The sequence below is a fragment of the Streptococcus sanguinis genome (genome assembly GCF_019928825.1).
In the GTDB taxonomy this organism is placed as follows: Bacteria; Bacillota; Bacilli; order Lactobacillales; family Streptococcaceae; genus Streptococcus; species Streptococcus sanguinis_L.
The window spans coordinates 223,902-241,253 of the sequence record NZ_JAHZOP010000003.1; the positions used below are offsets into that span (position 1 = coordinate 223,902).

Annotated in this window: 14 protein-coding genes and 2 pseudogenes; 3 read left to right on the forward strand and 13 right to left on the reverse strand. The window is 43.2% G+C overall.

Going from position 1 to position 17,352, the window contains the following annotated elements; translation table 11 throughout:
- The first annotated feature begins 46 nt into the window (after positions 1 to 46).
- A complete protein-coding gene (locus tag K1J09_RS07210) occupies positions 47 to 2,020 on the forward strand; it encodes a peptide ABC transporter substrate-binding protein (protein WP_223323693.1) in 1,974 nt (657 codons plus the stop codon).
- Positions 2,021 to 2,136: 116 nt separating this feature from the next.
- On the opposite strand, the gene K1J09_RS11875 is transcribed toward K1J09_RS07210, so the two are convergent.
- The 4 genes and pseudogenes from K1J09_RS11875 to K1J09_RS07220 form a co-directional block, all read right to left on the reverse strand.
- Entirely contained in the window at positions 2,137 to 2,925 is a 789-nt protein-coding gene (locus K1J09_RS11875) for an ABC transporter ATP-binding protein (protein WP_398578154.1), read from the reverse strand.
- A 135-nt stretch (positions 2,926 to 3,060) separates the two neighbouring features.
- Positions 3,061 to 3,789 (reverse strand): annotated as a pseudogene (locus tag K1J09_RS11880) (ABC transporter permease); the annotation flags it as partial.
- A pseudogene (locus K1J09_RS11885) lies at positions 3,768 to 3,906 on the reverse strand (ABC transporter ATP-binding protein); the annotation flags it as partial. The pseudogenes K1J09_RS11885 and K1J09_RS11880, both read right to left, overlap by 22 nt.
- Position 3,907: 1 nt before the next feature.
- Complete coding sequence (locus tag K1J09_RS07220) at positions 3,908 to 5,614, reverse strand: ABC transporter ATP-binding protein (protein WP_223323697.1); 1,707 nt, start codon at positions 5,612 to 5,614, stop codon at positions 3,908 to 3,910.
- A gap of 159 nt (positions 5,615 to 5,773) precedes the next feature.
- Between K1J09_RS07220 and K1J09_RS07225 the strand changes: the two genes are divergently transcribed.
- Both K1J09_RS07225 and galU read left to right on the forward strand, forming a co-directional pair.
- The gene (locus K1J09_RS07225; RefSeq protein ID WP_002899188.1) at positions 5,774 to 6,796 is read left to right on the forward strand and encodes an NAD(P)H-dependent glycerol-3-phosphate dehydrogenase; all 1,023 of its coding nucleotides are present in this window, start codon (positions 5,774 to 5,776) and stop codon (positions 6,794 to 6,796) included.
- Positions 6,797 to 6,812: 16 nt separating this feature from the next.
- Entirely contained in the window at positions 6,813 to 7,718 is a 906-nt protein-coding gene (gene galU, locus K1J09_RS07230; protein ID WP_002893959.1) for a UTP--glucose-1-phosphate uridylyltransferase GalU, read from the forward strand.
- 100 nt (positions 7,719 to 7,818) lie between these two features.
- On the opposite strand, the gene K1J09_RS07235 is transcribed toward galU, so the two are convergent.
- The 9 genes from K1J09_RS07235 to K1J09_RS07275 form a co-directional block, all read right to left on the reverse strand.
- Positions 7,819 to 8,502: a rhomboid family intramembrane serine protease gene (locus K1J09_RS07235; RefSeq protein WP_002893961.1), complete on the reverse strand. Its 684-nt coding sequence runs from the start codon at positions 8,500 to 8,502 to the stop codon at positions 7,819 to 7,821.
- Positions 8,486 to 9,022: a 5-formyltetrahydrofolate cyclo-ligase gene (locus K1J09_RS07240; protein ID WP_002893964.1), complete on the reverse strand. Its 537-nt coding sequence runs from the start codon at positions 9,020 to 9,022 to the stop codon at positions 8,486 to 8,488. Before K1J09_RS07240 ends, K1J09_RS07235 begins: the two co-directional genes overlap by 17 nt.
- 20 nt (positions 9,023 to 9,042) lie before the next feature.
- Positions 9,043 to 10,176: an N-acetyldiaminopimelate deacetylase gene (locus K1J09_RS07245; protein ID WP_223323699.1), complete on the reverse strand. Its 1,134-nt coding sequence runs from the start codon at positions 10,174 to 10,176 to the stop codon at positions 9,043 to 9,045.
- A gap of 77 nt (positions 10,177 to 10,253) precedes the next feature.
- On the reverse strand, positions 10,254 to 10,952 hold the full coding sequence (gene dapD, locus K1J09_RS07250) for a 2,3,4,5-tetrahydropyridine-2,6-dicarboxylate N-acetyltransferase (RefSeq protein WP_002905478.1): 699 nt from the start codon (positions 10,950 to 10,952) through the stop codon (positions 10,254 to 10,256).
- Positions 10,953 to 11,409: 457 nt separating this feature from the next.
- Positions 11,410 to 12,306, reverse strand: a complete 897-nt coding sequence (locus K1J09_RS07255) for a hypothetical protein (protein WP_223323701.1) — start codon at positions 12,304 to 12,306, stop codon at positions 11,410 to 11,412.
- Positions 12,307 to 12,534: 228 nt separating this feature from the next.
- Positions 12,535 to 13,425 (reverse strand): hypothetical protein, encoded by an 891-nt coding sequence (locus tag K1J09_RS07260; RefSeq protein WP_223323703.1) that lies wholly within the window; start codon positions 13,423 to 13,425, stop codon positions 12,535 to 12,537.
- Between the two features lie 72 nt (positions 13,426 to 13,497).
- Positions 13,498 to 14,481, reverse strand: coding sequence for a hypothetical protein (locus K1J09_RS07265; RefSeq protein WP_223323705.1), 984 nt, complete (start codon positions 14,479 to 14,481; stop codon positions 13,498 to 13,500).
- Positions 14,482 to 14,557: 76 nt separating this feature from the next.
- Positions 14,558 to 15,802, reverse strand: a complete 1,245-nt coding sequence (locus K1J09_RS07270) for a hypothetical protein (protein WP_223323707.1) — start codon at positions 15,800 to 15,802, stop codon at positions 14,558 to 14,560.
- A 507-nt stretch (positions 15,803 to 16,309) separates the two neighbouring features.
- Positions 16,310 to 17,323, reverse strand: a complete 1,014-nt coding sequence (locus K1J09_RS07275; RefSeq protein ID WP_223323709.1) for a hypothetical protein — start codon at positions 17,321 to 17,323, stop codon at positions 16,310 to 16,312.
- Positions 17,324 to 17,352 lie beyond the last annotated feature (29 nt).

Here is a 17,352-nt window from a genome sequence, read left to right on the forward strand (position 1 = left end):
ATTTGTTATAATAAGCAGTGTAAAAACTCATGACTTGGAGGTCCCTATGAGAAAATCAAATATTCTTCTTGCCGCAGGGCTCACTCTGCTCTCTGTCGGCTTACTTACTGCTTGCTCTGGAGGCGGAAGTTCCCAATCCAGCAAAAAAATCTACAGCTATGTCTTTACGTCTGATCCAACGACTTTGGACTACATCCAGTCGGCAAAGGTGTCTACCCACGAGCTGACTACAAATGGTGTAGATGGCTTGCTGGAAAATGATAAATATGGAAACTTAGCTCCGTCTATCGCAGAAGATTGGACAGTCTCTCCAGATGGTCTCGTCTATACCTATAAGCTGCGCAAAGATGCCAAGTGGTATACCGCTGATGGCGAAGAATACGCAGATGTCACGGCTCAGGACTTTGTGGCAGGTATCAAACATGCTGCTGATGTCAAATCAGACGCTCTCCCTCTTATCCAAGATTCTATCAAGGGGCTGAGTGAATATGCAGCCGGTACCAACAAAGACTTTTCAGCTGTTGGAGTCAAGGCACTGGACAATCATACGGTTCAATATACACTCAACAAGCCTGAAACCTACTGGAACTCTAAAACAACATCAGGTGTTATGATGCCGGTCAACGAGGCCTTCCTAGAAAAGCAAGGCAAGGAATTCGGTCAGGCAACCAAAGCCGATTCCATTCTGTATAACGGTCCATTTATCATGAAATCCATTACTTCTAAATCCTCTGTCGAATTTGAGAAGAACCCTAACTACTGGGATAAGGACAAGGTCAAGATTGATGGTGTCAAACTGTCTTACTACGATGGTTCTGATCAAGATTCATTAGCGCGGACCTTTGGAGATGGCGGCTACAGTTTGGCAAGACTCTACCCAGCCACTTCCAGTTATTCCTCAATCGCTGAGAAATACAAAGATAATATCTTCATGACAGAAGCAGGAGCGGGTGTCGGTCTAATCAGCTTTAACATTGACCGTCAAAGTTATAACCACACTTCTAAAACCAGCGATGAACAAAAAGAAGCTACCAAAAAAGCTCTGCTGAACAAGGACTTCCGCCAAGCTCTAGCTTTTGCCCTTAACCGCGAAAGCTATTCAGCTCAGGTCAACGGAGAAGATGCAGCCAAGCCAGCTGTCCGTAATCTCTTTGTTCCGCCAACTTTCGTTCAAGCCAATGGCAAGGAATTTGGCACTCTGGTCGAAGAATCACTGGCTTCCTATGGTGACGAGTGGAAAGGTATCAAGCTGGATGACGGCCAAGACGGTGTCCACAATGCTGACAAAGCCAAAGCGGAATTTGCCAAAGCCAAGCAGGCTCTTGCAGATGAAGGCGTACAATTCCCAATCCATCTAGACGTTCCTGTCGCTCAGAATTCTACTAACTTCGTCAACCGCATGCAATCTCTGAAACAGTCATTAGAAGAGGCTTTAGGAAAGGACAATGTCTCTGTAGATCTACAGATGCTGGCTGAGGACGAAGCACTAAACATCACCTTCAATGCTGAAGCTGCTAGCCAGGAAGACTGGGATATCAACGGTCTCGTTGGCTGGGAGCCAGACTACCAAGATCCATCTACTTACCTGGACATTTTAGTGCCAGGTAACAGCACTCAGACCAGAACCTACCTTGGATTTGAAGACAAAGACAATGCTGCTGCTAAAGCTGTAGGACTAGATGAGTATAGCAAACTGGTCGAAGAGGCCGGAAACGAAACACAAGATGTTGACAAGCGTTATGAAAAATATGCTGCAGCTCAAGCATGGCTGACAGATAGCGCCCTCGTTGTGCCAACTATGAGCAGCAGAGGAGCAGCACCGTTCATTTCTCGGATTGTACCATTTACCAACTCTTATGCTCAGACAGGTACAAAAGATGCCAACTATCATAAATACGTGGAAATCAGTGATGAGATTGTCACGACTAAAGACTATCAAAAGGCCCAAGAAAAGTGGAAAAAAGAAAAAGAGGAATCCAATAAAAAGACCCAAGAGGATCTGGCTAAACATGTGAAATAATCACTACTTTGATGTTAATTAAAAATCCAGCAGGAACAGAAACCTGCTGGATTTTTTAACTTTTCTATCTAATATTTTAAAAGCTTGGTTGATTATCCAGCTGCAAAACAAACCATCTACTCAAACACAAACTGGTTATGATAAAGTTCTGAGTAGAAACCGCCGAGTTTGAGGAGCTGGTGATGATCGCCCTGTTCAATGACCTCTCCATCTTTGAGGACGATAATCTGGTCGGCATTGAGGATTGTCTTGAGGCGGTGAGCAATAACAAAGCTAGTTCGGCCAGCTACAACGGCTTCCATGGCCTGCTGAATCTTACTCTCCGTCACCGTATCGACATTAGAAGTCGCTTCATCCAAAATCAAGACTTGCGGATCCGTCAGCAAAGTTCTAGCAATGGAAATCAGCTGTTTCTGCCCAGTTGAGAAAATATTCTGGTCATCATCTACCAGGGTATCGTATTTGTCTGGCAGACTTTCGATATAGTCATGGATATGAGTCGCACGCGCAGCCGTTTCGACCATCTCCTGACTGGCATCCGGCTCACCAAAGCGGATATTATCCCGAATAGTACCGCTAAAAAGCACCGAATCCTGCAAGACAATGCCCACATGACTCCGTAAGCTATCCAGCTCATAGTCTCGAATGTCGCGACCGTCAAACTCAATGCTACCACTATCCACATCATAAAAGCGATTGAGCAGGTTCATAATGGTCGTCTTACCTGAACCAGTAGGGCCAACAACAGCCGTCATCTTGCCCTTAGGGGCTAAAATAGATACGTCTTTGAGAATAGGCTTGCCTTCTACATAAGAGAAGTCCACATGCTTGATCTCCACGGAGTCTGTGAGCTCTGTGAAAGCAGGCGCATTCTCTGGCCGGACTTCCTCTGGTGCATCAAACATCTCCTGAATCCGGTCAGCCCCTGTAAAGGCCAACTGCAAACTGCCCCAGCTGGCTGCAATCTGGATGATGGGCTGATAATACTGCTGGGAAAACTGAGTAAAAGTAGTAATCAGGCCAACTGCAACAGCCGTTTCAACATTAGGATCGCTCAGTAAGACAGCCGATCCAACAAAAATAACAATGGCTGTATTAATCAAATTCATCCCGTTCATGATAGGGAAGAGAAGGCCTGAAAAGGTCCGGCCTTTAAAGGTTGCCGAGCGTACTCGGTCATTCTGCTCAATGAAACCTTTGATGACCTCCTCCTGCATCCCCTGAACGATAACAGCTTTCTGACCTGAAATAGTCTCGTCCATATAAGCATTGAGGCGGCCGACTTCTTTCTGCTGAAGATTGGTGTACTTCCGAGCCAGCCTAACAATGACCACTAGGAGAAGAAAAGCAACCGGTGTGCTGGCTACCGTTATCCAGGCCAATCTAGCATTTTGAACAAACATGATAATCACGAGGCCCAGATAGAGTAAGGCATTGCTCATCACCTGGATCATACTCTCATTTAGAGCCTGCAGGATGTTGTCCAAGTCGCTGGTAAAGCGCGACAGAATATCTCCATCCTGATGGCGGTCAAAGAAAGCAACTGTCATTTTGGATAGCTTGCCAAACAGGCCCTTGCGCATCTCATTGGTCGAATGGGCAATAACTCGGGTCATCAAAACCATGTAAATTAAGCTAGAAACAGACAGGCAGACAAAGGACACCAATACACTGCCCATGACACTGCCAAAAGTCGACAGAATCTGATCAGTCTCACCCTTCTCTGCAAAAGCACGTCCCAACTCAACCAAATGCTGAACAGCCTGACCGACATAAACCGGAAAAAGGACCTGAAAAACAGTCGCTGTTATCATCATCAAAAGGACAACGACAAAGGATAATTTGTAACGCTTAAAATATTGCCAGAAAAATGCAATCGTCCGCATCTTAGTCCTCCTTTCCTTTCTGAGTTTCGTAGATTTCACGGTAAACATCGTTAGTTGCGACCAATTCCGTATGCGTTCCTTGGCCAATCAGCCGTCCTTGATCCAAGACAAGAATCTTATCTGCATGAACGACGGAGCTAATCTTTTGAGCAATGATAATTGTCGTCGTTCCTTGCAGCTCTTTATTCAAGGCTTCTTGAACCAACTTTTCTGACTTGGCATCCAAGGCTGAGGTCGAATCATCTAAAATCAAAATATTGGGATTGTTGACAACACCTCTGGCAATGGACATCCGCTGCTTCTGACCGCCAGAGAAGTTGCTGCCACGCTCCTCCACTGCACTGTCAAAACTCTCTTCCATACGGCTGATAAATTCACTGGCTTGGGCAATACGAGCCGCCCGCTCCATCTCAGGCAGCGAAGCGTTGAGCTTGCCCTGACGGAGATTGTCCGCAATGGTCCCGCTAAATAGAATCGCCCGCTGCAGCACGATGGAAACATTTTTACGAAGCGTTCCCTGACTAAGCTTTCGCAGATCCCGGCCGCCAATCTTGACAGAACCTTCCTGCGGATCAAAAAGACGGGGAATCAGCTGGGCCAAGGTAGACTTACCAGCACCTGTCGCACCGACAACGCCAATCATTTGCCCCGGCTCAACCTCAAAGCTGATATCCTTTAGCATCGGCTCGTCATCATTGGGATAGGAAAAAGTCACATGCTCAAAGCTGAGGCTTCCTTCTAGTTCTTCATCTGGTGAGTCTGGGAAAGTCATAGCTGGCTCCGTCGCCAATACTTCCTTGATCCGACGGATAGAAATGATCCCCCTCGTCACGCCATTCCCCAAGAAACCAACCATAATGATGGTGAAAATAATCTGGCTCAGATAACCGATAAAAGAAGCGATAGAGCTAACCAGTCCTGGCTCCGCCTGAATCATGCCAGATAGAGTCCAGATAGCCAAGTAAACAGAGCTGTAGCCGACCAACATCATCAGCGGCTCAATGATTGAAAAAGCGTAGCCAATATAGAGATTCTCTGACAAAAGTTCATCAGACACCTGACTGAACTTATGAAACTGGTCTTCCTCCCGAACGAAGGACTTGACCACTCGCACACCACGAAGATTTTCCTTGGCAATGGCATTAATCTTATCCAAAAGAGTCTGGAATTTCTTAAAACGAGGACCCATCATCCCCATCATGACAGCCGTTAGACCAGCTATGAGCACAATCAGCAAGAAGATAATCCACCAAAGAGAGGGCATGGTCACAATGGCCAAGATGACTGATCCGATAAAAAGAATGGGCAGCCGAAGGAGGATTTGAAAGAGCATCATGGTCACATTTAAAATCTGATTGATGTCATTCGTCATCCGCACGACTAGATTACCAGCGTTGAATTCCTCGATATTGGCATAAGAAAAGGTCTGAATCTTGCGGAAAGTCTCCTCGCGGAGATCTGATGAGACAGCCTGGGCAATGTAAGCTGCCAAGGTCACATTAATCCCTCCTGCCACCAGTCCGACAAAACCGATGCCAATTAGCCAGCCGCCCATACTGTAGATGGTCTGGCTATTTTGCTCCTGCAGAGCATCTAAGATGTGCTTTAAAAACCAGGGCAGTAAAAGAGAGCTGGCAATCATCAGCGAGGTCATCAAAAGCGAACTCAGGGCATACCATTTATACCGTAATAGACTTTTAAAAAACATGCTTCCTCCTACTTTTTTCATATTTGACTTAGTTTCCTTACTATATCACACATAAAAACAATGTCAAGCAAGAAATTTCTTATATTATATGGTAAAATGAGATATAGACTCTAAAACCGATTTAAATTCAGACTCGGAATTTCATCATAAGGAGAAGATATGGATAAACAACGAGTTGCTGTGATTGGTCCTGGTTCTTGGGGAACGGCCTTATCACAAGTGTTAAATGACAACGGACATGAGGTTCGTATTTGGGGAAATATCGCTGAGCAAATCAACGAAATCAACGACGAACACACCAATAAACGCTATTTCAAAGATATTGTACTGGATGAAAAGATCAAGGCTTATCATGATCTGGAAGAAGCTTTAAAAGATGCGGATGCTGTACTTTTTGTCGTTCCTACCAAGGTAACCCGTCTGGTAGCCAAACAAGTAGCTCAAGCTCTGGACCACAAGGTAAAAATCATGCACGCCTCCAAGGGACTGGAGCCCAATACTCATGAACGGATTTCAACTATCCTGGAAGAAGAAATCCCTGCAGAGCTACGCAGCGAGATTGTCGTTGTCTCAGGTCCCAGCCATGCTGAGGAAACCATTGTACGCGATATTACCCTGATCACCGCTGCTTCTAAGGATCTGGAAACAGCTAAGTATGTGCAGGAGCTCTTCAGCAATCACTACTTCCGCCTATACACCAATACCGACGTTATCGGAGTGGAGACTGCCGGCGCTCTGAAAAACATCATCGCAGTCGGAGCTGGTGCTCTCCATGGACTAGGTTACGGTGACAATGCCAAGGCAGCTATTATCACACGCGGTCTAGCCGAAATCACGCGTCTAGGTGTCAAGTTAGGAGCCAATCCTCTGACTTACAGCGGCCTATCTGGTGTCGGTGACCTGATTGTCACAGGGACTTCTGTCCACTCCCGCAACTGGCGGGCCGGCAATGCTCTAGGACGCGGCGAGAAGTTAGCTGATATTGAAGCCAATATGGGCATGGTTATCGAAGGAATTTCCACCACCAAGGCTGCCTATGAACTGGCCCAAGAGCTCGATGTTTATATGCCGATTACACAGGCTATTTATAAGGTTATTTATCAAAACTGTAATATCAAAGAAGCCATTTATGAAATTATGAACAATGAATTCAAGGCTGAGAACGAATGGACTTCGTTCTAATAGAAAGGAACTGATTATGTCAAAAGTTAAGAAAGCCGTCATCCCTGCAGCTGGCCTCGGAACCCGCTTCCTTCCAGCTACTAAAGCTCTGGCCAAGGAAATGTTGCCGATTGTCGACAAGCCAACCATCCAGTTTATCGTTGAGGAAGCTCTCAAATCTGGAATTGAAGATATTCTAGTTGTCACAGGTAAGTCAAAACGCTCCATCGAAGACCACTTTGACTCAAACTTTGAATTGGAATACAACCTCAAAGAAAAGGGTAAAGACGACTTGCTCAAATTGGTCGATGAAACCACTGGTATCGGTCTGCACTTCATCCGTCAAAGCCATCCGCGCGGACTGGGAGATGCTGTCCTTCAGGCTAAGGCTTTCGTAGGAAACGAGCCTTTCGTTGTCATGCTGGGCGATGACCTTATGGACATCACCAATGATAAGGCTGTGCCGCTGACCAAGCAATTGATTGATGACTACGAAGCTACTCATGCTTCTACCATCGCTGTCATGCAGGTCCCTCATGATGAAGTTTCCTCTTATGGTGTGATTGCCCCTCAAGGTGAAGGTGTCAAAGGTCTCTACAGCGTGGAAACTTTCGTCGAAAAGCCAAAGCCTGAAGATGCACCGAGTGATTTGGCTATTATCGGCCGCTACCTGCTGACACCAGAAATTTTTGAAATCTTGGAAAAGCAAGCACCAGGTGCTGGAAATGAGATTCAGCTGACCGATGCGATTGATACTCTTAACAAGACGCAGCGCGTGTTCGCTCGCGAATTTAAGGGCGATCGCTATGATGTCGGTGACAAGTTCGGCTTTATGAAGACTTCTATCGACTACGCCCTCAAGCATCCGCAGGTCAAAGACTCCTTGAAGCAGTATATCATTGACTTGGGTCATACGTTAGAGAAAAAACAAAGTAAAAAATAATTGATTCAAACAACTAACTTTGAAAATAAAATTTTAGCTATAAAAAAGAGGTTCCCAACCTCTTTTTTTGATATTTCATCAGTTATTTTCTAAAGATTCATTAAATCAAGGAATGATGAAAGCCAAGAAAAATCAGAAGGGCAGCCAAGGCTAGATAACCAAATAGGACTAGCCAGCGCTGAGTAGGTTTAAAGGCATTGCTTGAGCTTTTGACAGGAAGAATGACCGCGCAGAGTATACCACCAATCAAACCACCCAAATGCCCAGCCAGACTGATGCCAGGCATGAAACTAAAGATGATATTGACCACAATCAAGGTCATATAAGACTGCCCCAGCTGCTGAATATAGCTGTCGCGAACGACATATTGCAGGGTCACGATAGAGGCAAAAAGTCCAAACAAGGCTGTAGAGGCTCCTGCTGACAGAGTATCCGGACTGAAAAAGAAGACAAAGATATTTCCCATCAGGCCTGACATCATATAAAGCAGAAAGAAATTTCGCGAGCCAAAAATATCTTCTGCCTGCCGTCCAATAAAATAAAGAGTAATAACATTTACCACAAAGTGCTCCAAGCCAATATGCACAAAGATAGCAGAAAAGAGGCGCCATATCTGAATGGGATTCATGATAATAGTTGGAGAATACACTGCTCCAAATTCAAAGACCGTTTGTGCTTCAGCATAAGAAAAGCCACGTAAAATAAGCATCCCCACAAAGACAAGTGTTGTCAAAATTAGCAAAATACTGGTCACAGGATATTTTTTATCATAGATGTAGTTCATAAGTCAACACTTCCTTTACTGCTATATCGTGATAATCGGGTTCAAAATCAGACTGTTGAAAACTATAGATGCTGCTGATAGACGCTCCAGCAAAATCAACCAGATAACGGTCATAGTAGCCGCCGCCGTAACCAATCCGAAAGCCTTGAGAATTGAAGACCACACCCGGCACATGAATCAGATCAATCTCCGTCTTCTCCACAGCCTCTTCGCTCATCGGCTCCATAAGGCCAAAAGAGCTCTTTTGCAGGTGGCTTTCATCATAATCCACAAATATCATCCGACCTTGGCCATAGGTTTTGGGCACTAAAACCCGCTTACCATCTAACTGAGCCTGCTTGATAAAGGCTGCAGTTGAGACTTCATGTGGCATAGAAAGATAGGTAGCGATAATCTGAGCTTTTTGATAAGCTGCTGAACTGAGCAAGTGCTGGGTCAGCCAGCTATCTGCCTGCTCTTTTTCTTTTCCAGAAAGTTTCTTCATCTGGTTCAGTACAGTTTGTCTCAGCTCTTTTTTCATGCAGCTCGTCCACCTTTTCCTTATCTTTCGTTGATTTTATAATCTAGGAACTTCCCAATCTTTTCAATAGCAAAGGGCAGTGCTGCCTCATCCGGTGTCATCTTGGGATGATGAAGGGCGTAGGGACTATCCACTCCCAGCCAGAACATGACGCCCTTGACCTTACTGAGCAGATAGCCGAAGTCCTCGCCTGTCATAGCCGGCGCAATATCAATCAACTGCACTCCTTCTTCCTTCTGGAAAAAGTCCATCAATTCGTCTGCCAGGTCAGGATGATTTTCTACAGGCAGGTAGCCACCTTGTTTAAGCTCCAAGTCCAATTCCAGACCGAAACTTTGGGCTAGGCCTTCTGCTATTTCCCGTAAGCGTTTCTGGGTCAAGAGGTTCATCTCCTGAGTCAGAGTCCGAATGGTACCATGCAAAAAGGCCGTTTCTGCGATGACATTGTTGGTCGTGCCAGCATGGAGCGAACCAAAGGTCACAACCGCTCCCTCAATAGGATCTACATCGCGGCTGACAATGGTCTGCACCTGGGTAATAAAGTAGCTAGCCGCCACCAAAGCATCATTGGCTTCATGAGGAAAGGCCGCATGCCCCCCTTTCCCCTTAAAGGTCAGCTTGACTTCACAGGTACCAGCAAAAAGCGTTCCTCTATTAGTGGCAATATCGCCAACTTTGAGATCCGGCCGCACATGGAGGCCGTAAAACTCATCCGGCAGCCAGTCGCCAAAGGCACCATCTTCATACATAAGCATTCCGCCAGCTTCATTTTCCTCAGCAGGCTGAAAGAGAAAAAGCAGATTGTGGGTAGGCTGAGTGCTCACAGCTTGTTCCAGCAGACCTAGAGCCACCGTCATGTGCATATCATGTCCGCAGGCATGCATGCGACCTTCATGAGTACTGGCAAAGTCCAGTCCTGTATCCTCCACAATCGGCAAACCATCAATATCTGTCCGCCAGCCAATCGTCTTATCTGGTGAACTTCCCTTGATAAAGACCAAAATACCAGTCCGCCAAGTTCGGATTTCCACAAAGTCTAGACCTGCTGTCAGTCCATCAATGACCTGCATCAGGTAGGCATGAGTCTTGTATTCTTCCAGACCGATTTCTGGTATCTGGTGTAAATCACGGCGAATTTTCAGATAATCAAGCATTGTTTCTTTCCTTTAAAATCTTGTTAGACCAGTTAGAGCGTTGAGCCGCACCCAATCAATTCAAATTTATGCTATTTTTAAAGAGTACGCAGAGCGTCTTCCAGAGCTGTCTTCTGCTGGGTCTTCTCGTCAATGGTCTTGATAACTCGTGCCGGAACGCCAGCAACCACTACGTTTTCCGGAACATCCTGGGTCACAATCGCACCGGCCGCAACAACGGAACCACTGCCAATTTGTACACCTTCGATCACAACCGCATTGGCACCAATCAGCACATTGTCTCCAACCCGAACTGGCTCAGCACTAGCAGGCTCAATGACTCCCGCCAGAACAGCACCAGCACCGACATGACTGTTTTTGCCGACAATCGCTCGGCCGCCCAGAATAGCACCCATATCAATCATGGTCCCAGCACCAATCTCCGCACCGATATTGATAACCGCCCCCATCATGATGACAGCATTGTCGCCAATTTCGACTTGGTCACGGATAATAGCGCCCGGCTCAATACGGGCATTGATATCGCGCTTGTCCAAAAGCGGCACCGCTGAGTTGCGGGCATCCTGCTCTACGACATAGGTCTTATTCTCCTCTAAGTTCGCTAGGAGCGGCTTAATTTCTTCCCAGTCTCCAAAAAGAACATTGCCTAACTTCACAACAGACCAAGGGATGGATCCGTGCAATTCTCCATCAAAGGTCACCTTGACCGGAGTTTTTTTCTTGGCATCAGCGATAAATTTGATAATTTCTTGAGCGTTCATTTTAGTAGCAGACATAGCTTTACCTCTCTGTTCTTTCCATTTCTTTATGTAGAGAAAGATACACTCTCTCCTAGCCATCTAATATTTATCTATTATAACACAATTCAGAAGTTTAGTTTGTACTTTCTTAGAACGATATTATTATTCCCTATTCAGAGGATTGAATATTTTTTAAATGACGTCTCCTATCTTTATCCTCTGCAAATTCCAAATGACAGTGGATTCTATCTAACATAGACTCAGATTAATGTCCCTTGATTCCTACTTTGTAATAAGTATTTGGAAGCTCCAAATGTTTTAGGGCACCCTAGATACCCGATTGTGATAAGGCCCATTGCGATTGGTTCCATCTATTCCTTAGACTTTTACTTCCCCAACGCCTTTCTGATACTCTCATCAGGATTTTTTTTAGTTCTATTTTCGCAAGCCTCTTGATTTTTAAAGAAGATTCTGGCGTTTCTGGTCTATCTTCTCAGACCGTGCTAGTCAACAAACTTTTTAGACGGTAAAGCCCATTCACTTCGTCAAAATACAAAGAAACAGTCATATTGTCTGTGGTTGAGTAACTTAGACTAATTGAATTAACTTGCCCCTTAACTGATTTAGAAGCATAAATAGTCTTAGGCATCCCCAGTTCTGCTATGGCCTGTTTTACTTCCAATCCTTCTTGCTTATCTTGAGGGATAAGAGTTCGGTAATCATCGACCGATTTCGTAACTGGCCCCCAAGCATTACGGAATAGTCTAACGTATACTAATGAGAGCTCTGTTCTACCCTCAACATCCCTAAACCTTAAGGTAATATCTCCTTTCTCTCCTATTAATTTATATGTCAGTTCAACTAATTGGCTGCCTTTAACGCTATTATCTATGCTACCGGAACTAGCTTTTCCATACTTCTCGACAACATCCTGTGGAAGCACATTAGGTTCTTTCATCGTTTTTACCATCTGTAATATATCTTCTATTTGGAAGTCTATTTGTCGATTCTCTTCTATAAGGTCAGAATAATCTTCAGTCAGCTTCTTTATGTTATCTTCTGATTCATTCTGAACTGTACTAGTAGACTGCTCTGATGACTGATTTCGTACTTGCTTGGACCTTGGCCACGTATATGATACAAGGATTGCAAAACAAGTAATTAGCACTAGACCTGTAGAAATTACTAACAAAGAGGCGTATCTAGACTGACCTAAACTTGATATAAGTTTAGGTTTTCGATTCTCAGCCAACTTTTTTTGCTGTTTTTCTTTAGCTGTAGCCTCAAAGACTTCCCCTTGAGGACTGCTATCAGAGAACACACTAGTTGCTTGTTTGTTTAATCCTGGCTTCTTTGACCATTCCCGTTGAACTTTCCGTCCTCTTCCCATGCTCTTCTCCTTAAATAAACCAAATTCCTATTTTTTCTAGCAATTATTTTTTCAAAACAAAGAATACCGTCTGCCTACTTTTTCAAAATCTGACAAATACTATCCATTCAATTAAAATGAACCTTGGTCACGCAATAGAGAATAGCTTCAGTTTTCCCCAATAATAAATACTCATAAGCGTCTCCGATTATTGCCTACCGATACTTTTCGCTCTCAAGGTATCTAACATCAGGTGATATGTTTTTCGTAAAGAAGATAGTCACCAGCCTGAGAAACGGTGAACCAAAGACTTACATATTTCCCATTCTCCAACTTATAAAAAACATTCAGCTTTTGACCACTCTCGCCACCGGAATCAATTTCTATGTATTTTGATAGGCCAAACTTCTCTAAAATTTCCTGATAGCTAGTTCCATCTTCGTTTTGAAACTCTTTACCAAGGACAAGATGTTCAAAATCTTCCTCTTTTAGATCTGTTCGGCTTTGAGCATGTTGCGAACTAGCAAGATTATAAGAATAAATACCTGACAATTGATATTCATTATTTATTTTTTCAAAGTAGAAAGACAAACGCTGCCGCGGTTCTTCTCGAGAATAGAAAAGACTCATGCGCCCATCAGTCTGATTCAGGAAAGGAGCTAGATTACCTGACTGCGCTTTACCAAATTTCTTAACAATATCCTTGGGTGTTAGTCCAGACCCGCTTCGCTCATCAACATCACTTTTTTTCTGTAGTTGAAGCTGACTAATATCCTCATAAGTCCAGTCAAAATGATTGTTCCCTTCATCCACATATTCATCCAATACTCTCTGAGGGGATAAGAAATATTCAAGCTGTTTCACCAAATAAGGAACTGATAAAAGCAAGAGGATAGACAAAAAACCTACTGATAACCACAGCACTTGTTTATTAACAAGCATACGTCCAAGAATTCCTTTCCCGTCTCTCTTGACCTGAGTAGAGCTCTTGTTTTCCACCCTATTCTTCGCAAATTCTTGGTACTCTGCTTCAGTAATAGCTAGATTCTGTTCTCCTTGAACTTTTCCTGCTCTCTTCTGACCCTGTTGAAATTTAGTTTGACGCTTCTGACGCAGACTCTCCCAGTCTTTTCTTGCCATCCTTCTCTCCTTTATGAACCAACTATCATCCCCAAACAAATAATTCTAAACCATAGAATAAGAATCTTCTTATCAATAAACATACTTCCGAGTCAGTCGATAATCTCCTGTCTTTGATAAGGCAAAGTCTAAGTAAAGATAGCTTTTATTCGTCAGCTTATATTTGAGATAGACAATCGTTCTGTCTTTATAGTCTACAGACTTGTTGATAACTTGTGGCAAACCAAAACGCGACACCACATCTGGAATGTGGGCACCTTGTCCAAATTCGTCTGCTTTCAAGTCCTGGAAATCTGCTTCAGTCAGCGTTTCTGAGCCACTTGAGTAAAGCGAGCTGCTCAGTTGGTTACCACGGATTGTGCTCAGTCGGTACTTGCCATCAATTTTTTTAAACAAAAGGCTAGCTGTTTGTTGTCCACTCGATTCACTATAAAAAAGATAAAGTGTATCATCGCTACCGTTGTTATTCTCTCCTCCTGAAGTTGCCTTCCCAAACCGTTCGATAATTTCCTCAGCAGTTGGGGCGTCTTGTCCACTTACTTGCTGCTCAGATGAATAGACTTGAAGAGCGAGAACATCATCAAATGTCCAAGTGAAGTTAGCTGCTTTCTTATCAACATAAGCTGTCGCTTCTTGAGAAGTCTCATCCTCGGGAACCTCCCATGAGCGAGACGATGCTTCCGAAAAAGAGTAACTCTCACTTGCCTCACTAGAAGACCAACTAGATTGATAGGTGTTGCGTTCCTGGCTTCCCTTATTTGAAGAAACATACCGAAAAATAGAAATAAGCACCAATATCAATAAAAGAATTGCCCCGCTTCTCCAGACCCACTTAAAATTTCTTCTTCGCTTCTCTACAAACTCCCCTTGCTTCCAATTATTTTTTGTTTCAGATTTCTGCTTTCCTGTTAGTAACTGTCCTGATTCTTTCTTCGTTTCATCAATATCAGGGCTTATTTGAGGTTGTCGCTGATCTTTCTTAGCTGACACCGATTTGCCTCCTGTAAATTTAGCCTTGTGCTGTTGTCTCAATGACTCTAAATCTCTTTTTTTCATCCATTCTCCTATTGTATTTTTTATTTAAACTCTATGTTTTTAGCACCTTGAACAAAATTAGCTTCTACATCGAGCGCTAAGTGTTTGTTTCTCCTGCTCCATCCTCTAAACCAGGACTTTTTTCTAATATATAATCTTGAGAATCAGAGACTTCAAAAGAAAGATTAACTATTTGGCCATCAGATAACTGGTAACTAATAGACACTTTGCTAGAAGATATGTAATTTGTATAGATAGAAAGACTATCTGGCAATCCCAATTGACCGACAACTTCTTGGTAGGATTTCCCTTTCTCTATACCAGAAAAATCTTGACGAGTTAATTGAGAATTTCGATTTGGTAAACTGTTGCTGCTAAGATGATGACTGAACAGAGAATCTAATTTAGGCGTTCCCACACTACCGTAACTAGAAAAAGAAATTGAAACCGAAGCATTTGATCCTGCATCAGGATAATCTAAATTCAGTGTTATTATTTGATTATCATAGTTATGTTCCCTCCCAGATTTTGCTTTTCCTAACTTAGCAACCACTTCATCTACTGTTAAACGAGAGGCAGTTCCTTTAAAATCCGTAAACAAAAGTGCGATATCATCATAAGTGATATGAAATTGATATTCTTCTCCAGCAATCAATTCTGAACGATTGGTAGAAGTTAAATCCTTTTCGCTGTTAGATGACGTTCCCCCCTGATAAATATCAAAAGAATCATTATAAATATTGTTTGTTTTAGAACTCGGATAGGAAACTAGCCCTGCAGCTCCTAGTCCTATGAGTAACATGAAAAACGCCCACATAAGTTTCCAACCCATAGAACTATCCGAAGAAGACTCCGAATTTTCCTTCCAAAAAGTCTCATTCTCTTCTTTTTTAGCGAGCTCCTCAGCACTAAATCTCGGACGAAGCTCATACTCTTCTGCTTCAGATACAAGTTCTGAGTCTGGACGACTAGTTTCATCCTTAAAATAGAGTGATTCTTTCATCTTAGATTTCAAGGATTCTAAAGCAAAAATAAGGCGAGATAACTCTCTCCCCCTCAGGTGCAAGAAGTCATCTGACTCAGCCGTTGAAACTCGTTTAATCTCTGTTTCAGTTCTCAAGCCGTCTGGAGTCTCTGAAACATCCTGATAGCTTAACTGAGCTCCACTATCTTTGTCGCTTACATTAATTGCTGTATTAGAAGAGGGTTCATTGTACTCAATGTTTTCTACAGATTTTTTGGATGGGGATACAGAATGATTGACGCCCCCTCTTTTAGGCTGAACCTTGTTAAATTTTGATTTATGTTCCCGTCTTAAGGCTTCCAGATTTCTTTTTTCCATATATTCTCCCAATCATATTTTTTTAACTAATCAGCATTAATAAGATAGCATTTGTCATTCATTTCGATAGAACTACTCGGAAAGACAGACACTAACTTCTCTTTCTTCAATAAGCTAAAAATACTATATCTGTATCAATAACTTTTTTAAAATATCATTTACTCTTTAGATTATTTTGCAATAAAATAACTGATATGAGACTTAAAATGAATAGTCCCTTTAACATCTTAGTTCAGACTTTCCCTAAAGACTCTGAAAAGGCAGTTCTTCGCTAAGATAATCTTGTTCCAGTATATCATATTTTGAACAGGTTTAGCTCTAAATCTACAAGGAAAAAGGCACGAACTTCCGTCCGTGCCCAACAAAGCAATTCCAAACTATATACCAACAATATTATTTGATCTTTCGTTCAAAATGTTCCCACTGTTGGCATCAATGGTCATTTTGATCTTTTGCGTACCGTTCAGAGTTTCCAGCTTATGAGACAAGAACTCCTATTCATTTATTCTATTTAGAAAGATTACTCAATAGATACTGTCCGTTTTCCTGACGGATAAAAGTCAAAGTTATCTCCTTATTTGAAGAGGTTTCATAGTTTACAAGCATCTTCGGCTCTGATTCACCATCCCCATAAACTGAGATATGTTGATATTCTGGGTATTCCTTGATTACTTCTTTAAAGGAAGAACCACCCTCGCCTGTTTCCGCATCACCCGTCTTTAAGTTCTCCGTAATCTGGCCAGATACCTTTTTATCATAGTCGTCACTACCGGGCATAATACTCATACCCTGAAGATGGTAGCTGCCATCCTCGTGTTTCATAAAGGTCAGAGTGGTATAACTAGAGTCAGGTAACCAAGACAATGAGAGCCCTTCTTCCTGAAACGTCACACTGCTGGCCAAGCCAAAATCTTTGACTACTTGTTCAGGGGTCAATCCTTCATCATCCGCACTAACAATGCTCAGCTTTTCAAGGTCTTTCACTTCCCACTCATACACATCCTCTTTTGACGGAGCCACAAAAGAAGCAACATCGCTTTGATGTCCCTTTCGAGACAGACTTGGCACACTTCCCCCACCCATAAAATCATTTAGGAAATAGCCGCCAAGACCTCCTAGCAATAGTCCCGCTGCCAAACCTATTCCTAAAAATCCTATCAGCTTGCCCGTACTATTTTTCTTTGGCTCTGGACTTGGCTGGGCAGCGAAGTTTGCAGCTTGCTGTGGTCCGGCAAAGTTCTGACCAGCTGGATTAAATCCCTGAGGAATTGCTTCTTGAAAAGCAGGATTTCCCCAATTATCCTGCTGAGGCATCTGCTGCTGAGGAGCATCAAAAATTGGTTGCTGAACACCAAAATCTTGATTAGGATTCGGCATTTCAGGACTGCCCCCTTCTACTGGGAGAGGCTGCCCCTCTGTTGAGTTAGCTACAAATTGTCCTGAGTCTGATGACTGGACTTGCTGCGGGTACGGAGCCAATCCTTCTAAAGATTGTTCCTGCGGTTTATTTTGTTCTGACATCGTTTCTCCTTTTATTATTTGAGTTCTAT

Excerpts from the sequence above, each read along its gene's own strand:
- galU (WP_002893959.1), top strand. The coding sequence starts at position 6,813 with ATGTCAAAAGTTAAGAAAGCCGTCATCCCTGCAGCTGGCCTCGGAACC.
- K1J09_RS07225 (WP_002899188.1), top strand. The coding sequence starts at position 5,774 with ATGGATAAACAACGAGTTGCTGTGATTGGTCCTGGTTCTTGGGGAACG.
- K1J09_RS07240 (WP_002893964.1), bottom strand. The coding sequence starts at position 9,022 with ATGAAAAAAGAGCTGAGACAAACTGTACTGAACCAGATGAAGAAACTT.
- K1J09_RS07245 (WP_223323699.1), bottom strand. The coding sequence starts at position 10,176 with ATGCTTGATTATCTGAAAATTCGCCGTGATTTACACCAGATACCAGAA.
- K1J09_RS11875 (WP_398578154.1), bottom strand. The coding sequence starts at position 2,925 with ATGTTTGATGCACCAGAGGAAGTCCGGCCAGAGAATGCGCCTGCTTTC.
- K1J09_RS07275 (WP_223323709.1), bottom strand. The coding sequence starts at position 17,323 with ATGTCAGAACAAAATAAACCGCAGGAACAATCTTTAGAAGGATTGGCT.
- K1J09_RS07210 (WP_223323693.1), top strand. The coding sequence starts at position 47 with ATGAGAAAATCAAATATTCTTCTTGCCGCAGGGCTCACTCTGCTCTCT.
- K1J09_RS07220 (WP_223323697.1), bottom strand. The coding sequence starts at position 5,614 with ATGTTTTTTAAAAGTCTATTACGGTATAAATGGTATGCCCTGAGTTCG.
- K1J09_RS07235 (WP_002893961.1), bottom strand. The coding sequence starts at position 8,502 with ATGAACTACATCTATGATAAAAAATATCCTGTGACCAGTATTTTGCTA.
- dapD (WP_002905478.1), bottom strand. The coding sequence starts at position 10,952 with ATGTCTGCTACTAAAATGAACGCTCAAGAAATTATCAAATTTATCGCT.
- K1J09_RS07265 (WP_223323705.1), bottom strand. The coding sequence starts at position 14,481 with ATGAAAAAAAGAGATTTAGAGTCATTGAGACAACAGCACAAGGCTAAA.
- K1J09_RS07270 (WP_223323707.1), bottom strand. The coding sequence starts at position 15,802 with ATGGAAAAAAGAAATCTGGAAGCCTTAAGACGGGAACATAAATCAAAA.
- K1J09_RS07255 (WP_223323701.1), bottom strand. The coding sequence starts at position 12,306 with ATGGGAAGAGGACGGAAAGTTCAACGGGAATGGTCAAAGAAGCCAGGA.
- K1J09_RS07260 (WP_223323703.1), bottom strand. The coding sequence starts at position 13,425 with ATGGCAAGAAAAGACTGGGAGAGTCTGCGTCAGAAGCGTCAAACTAAA.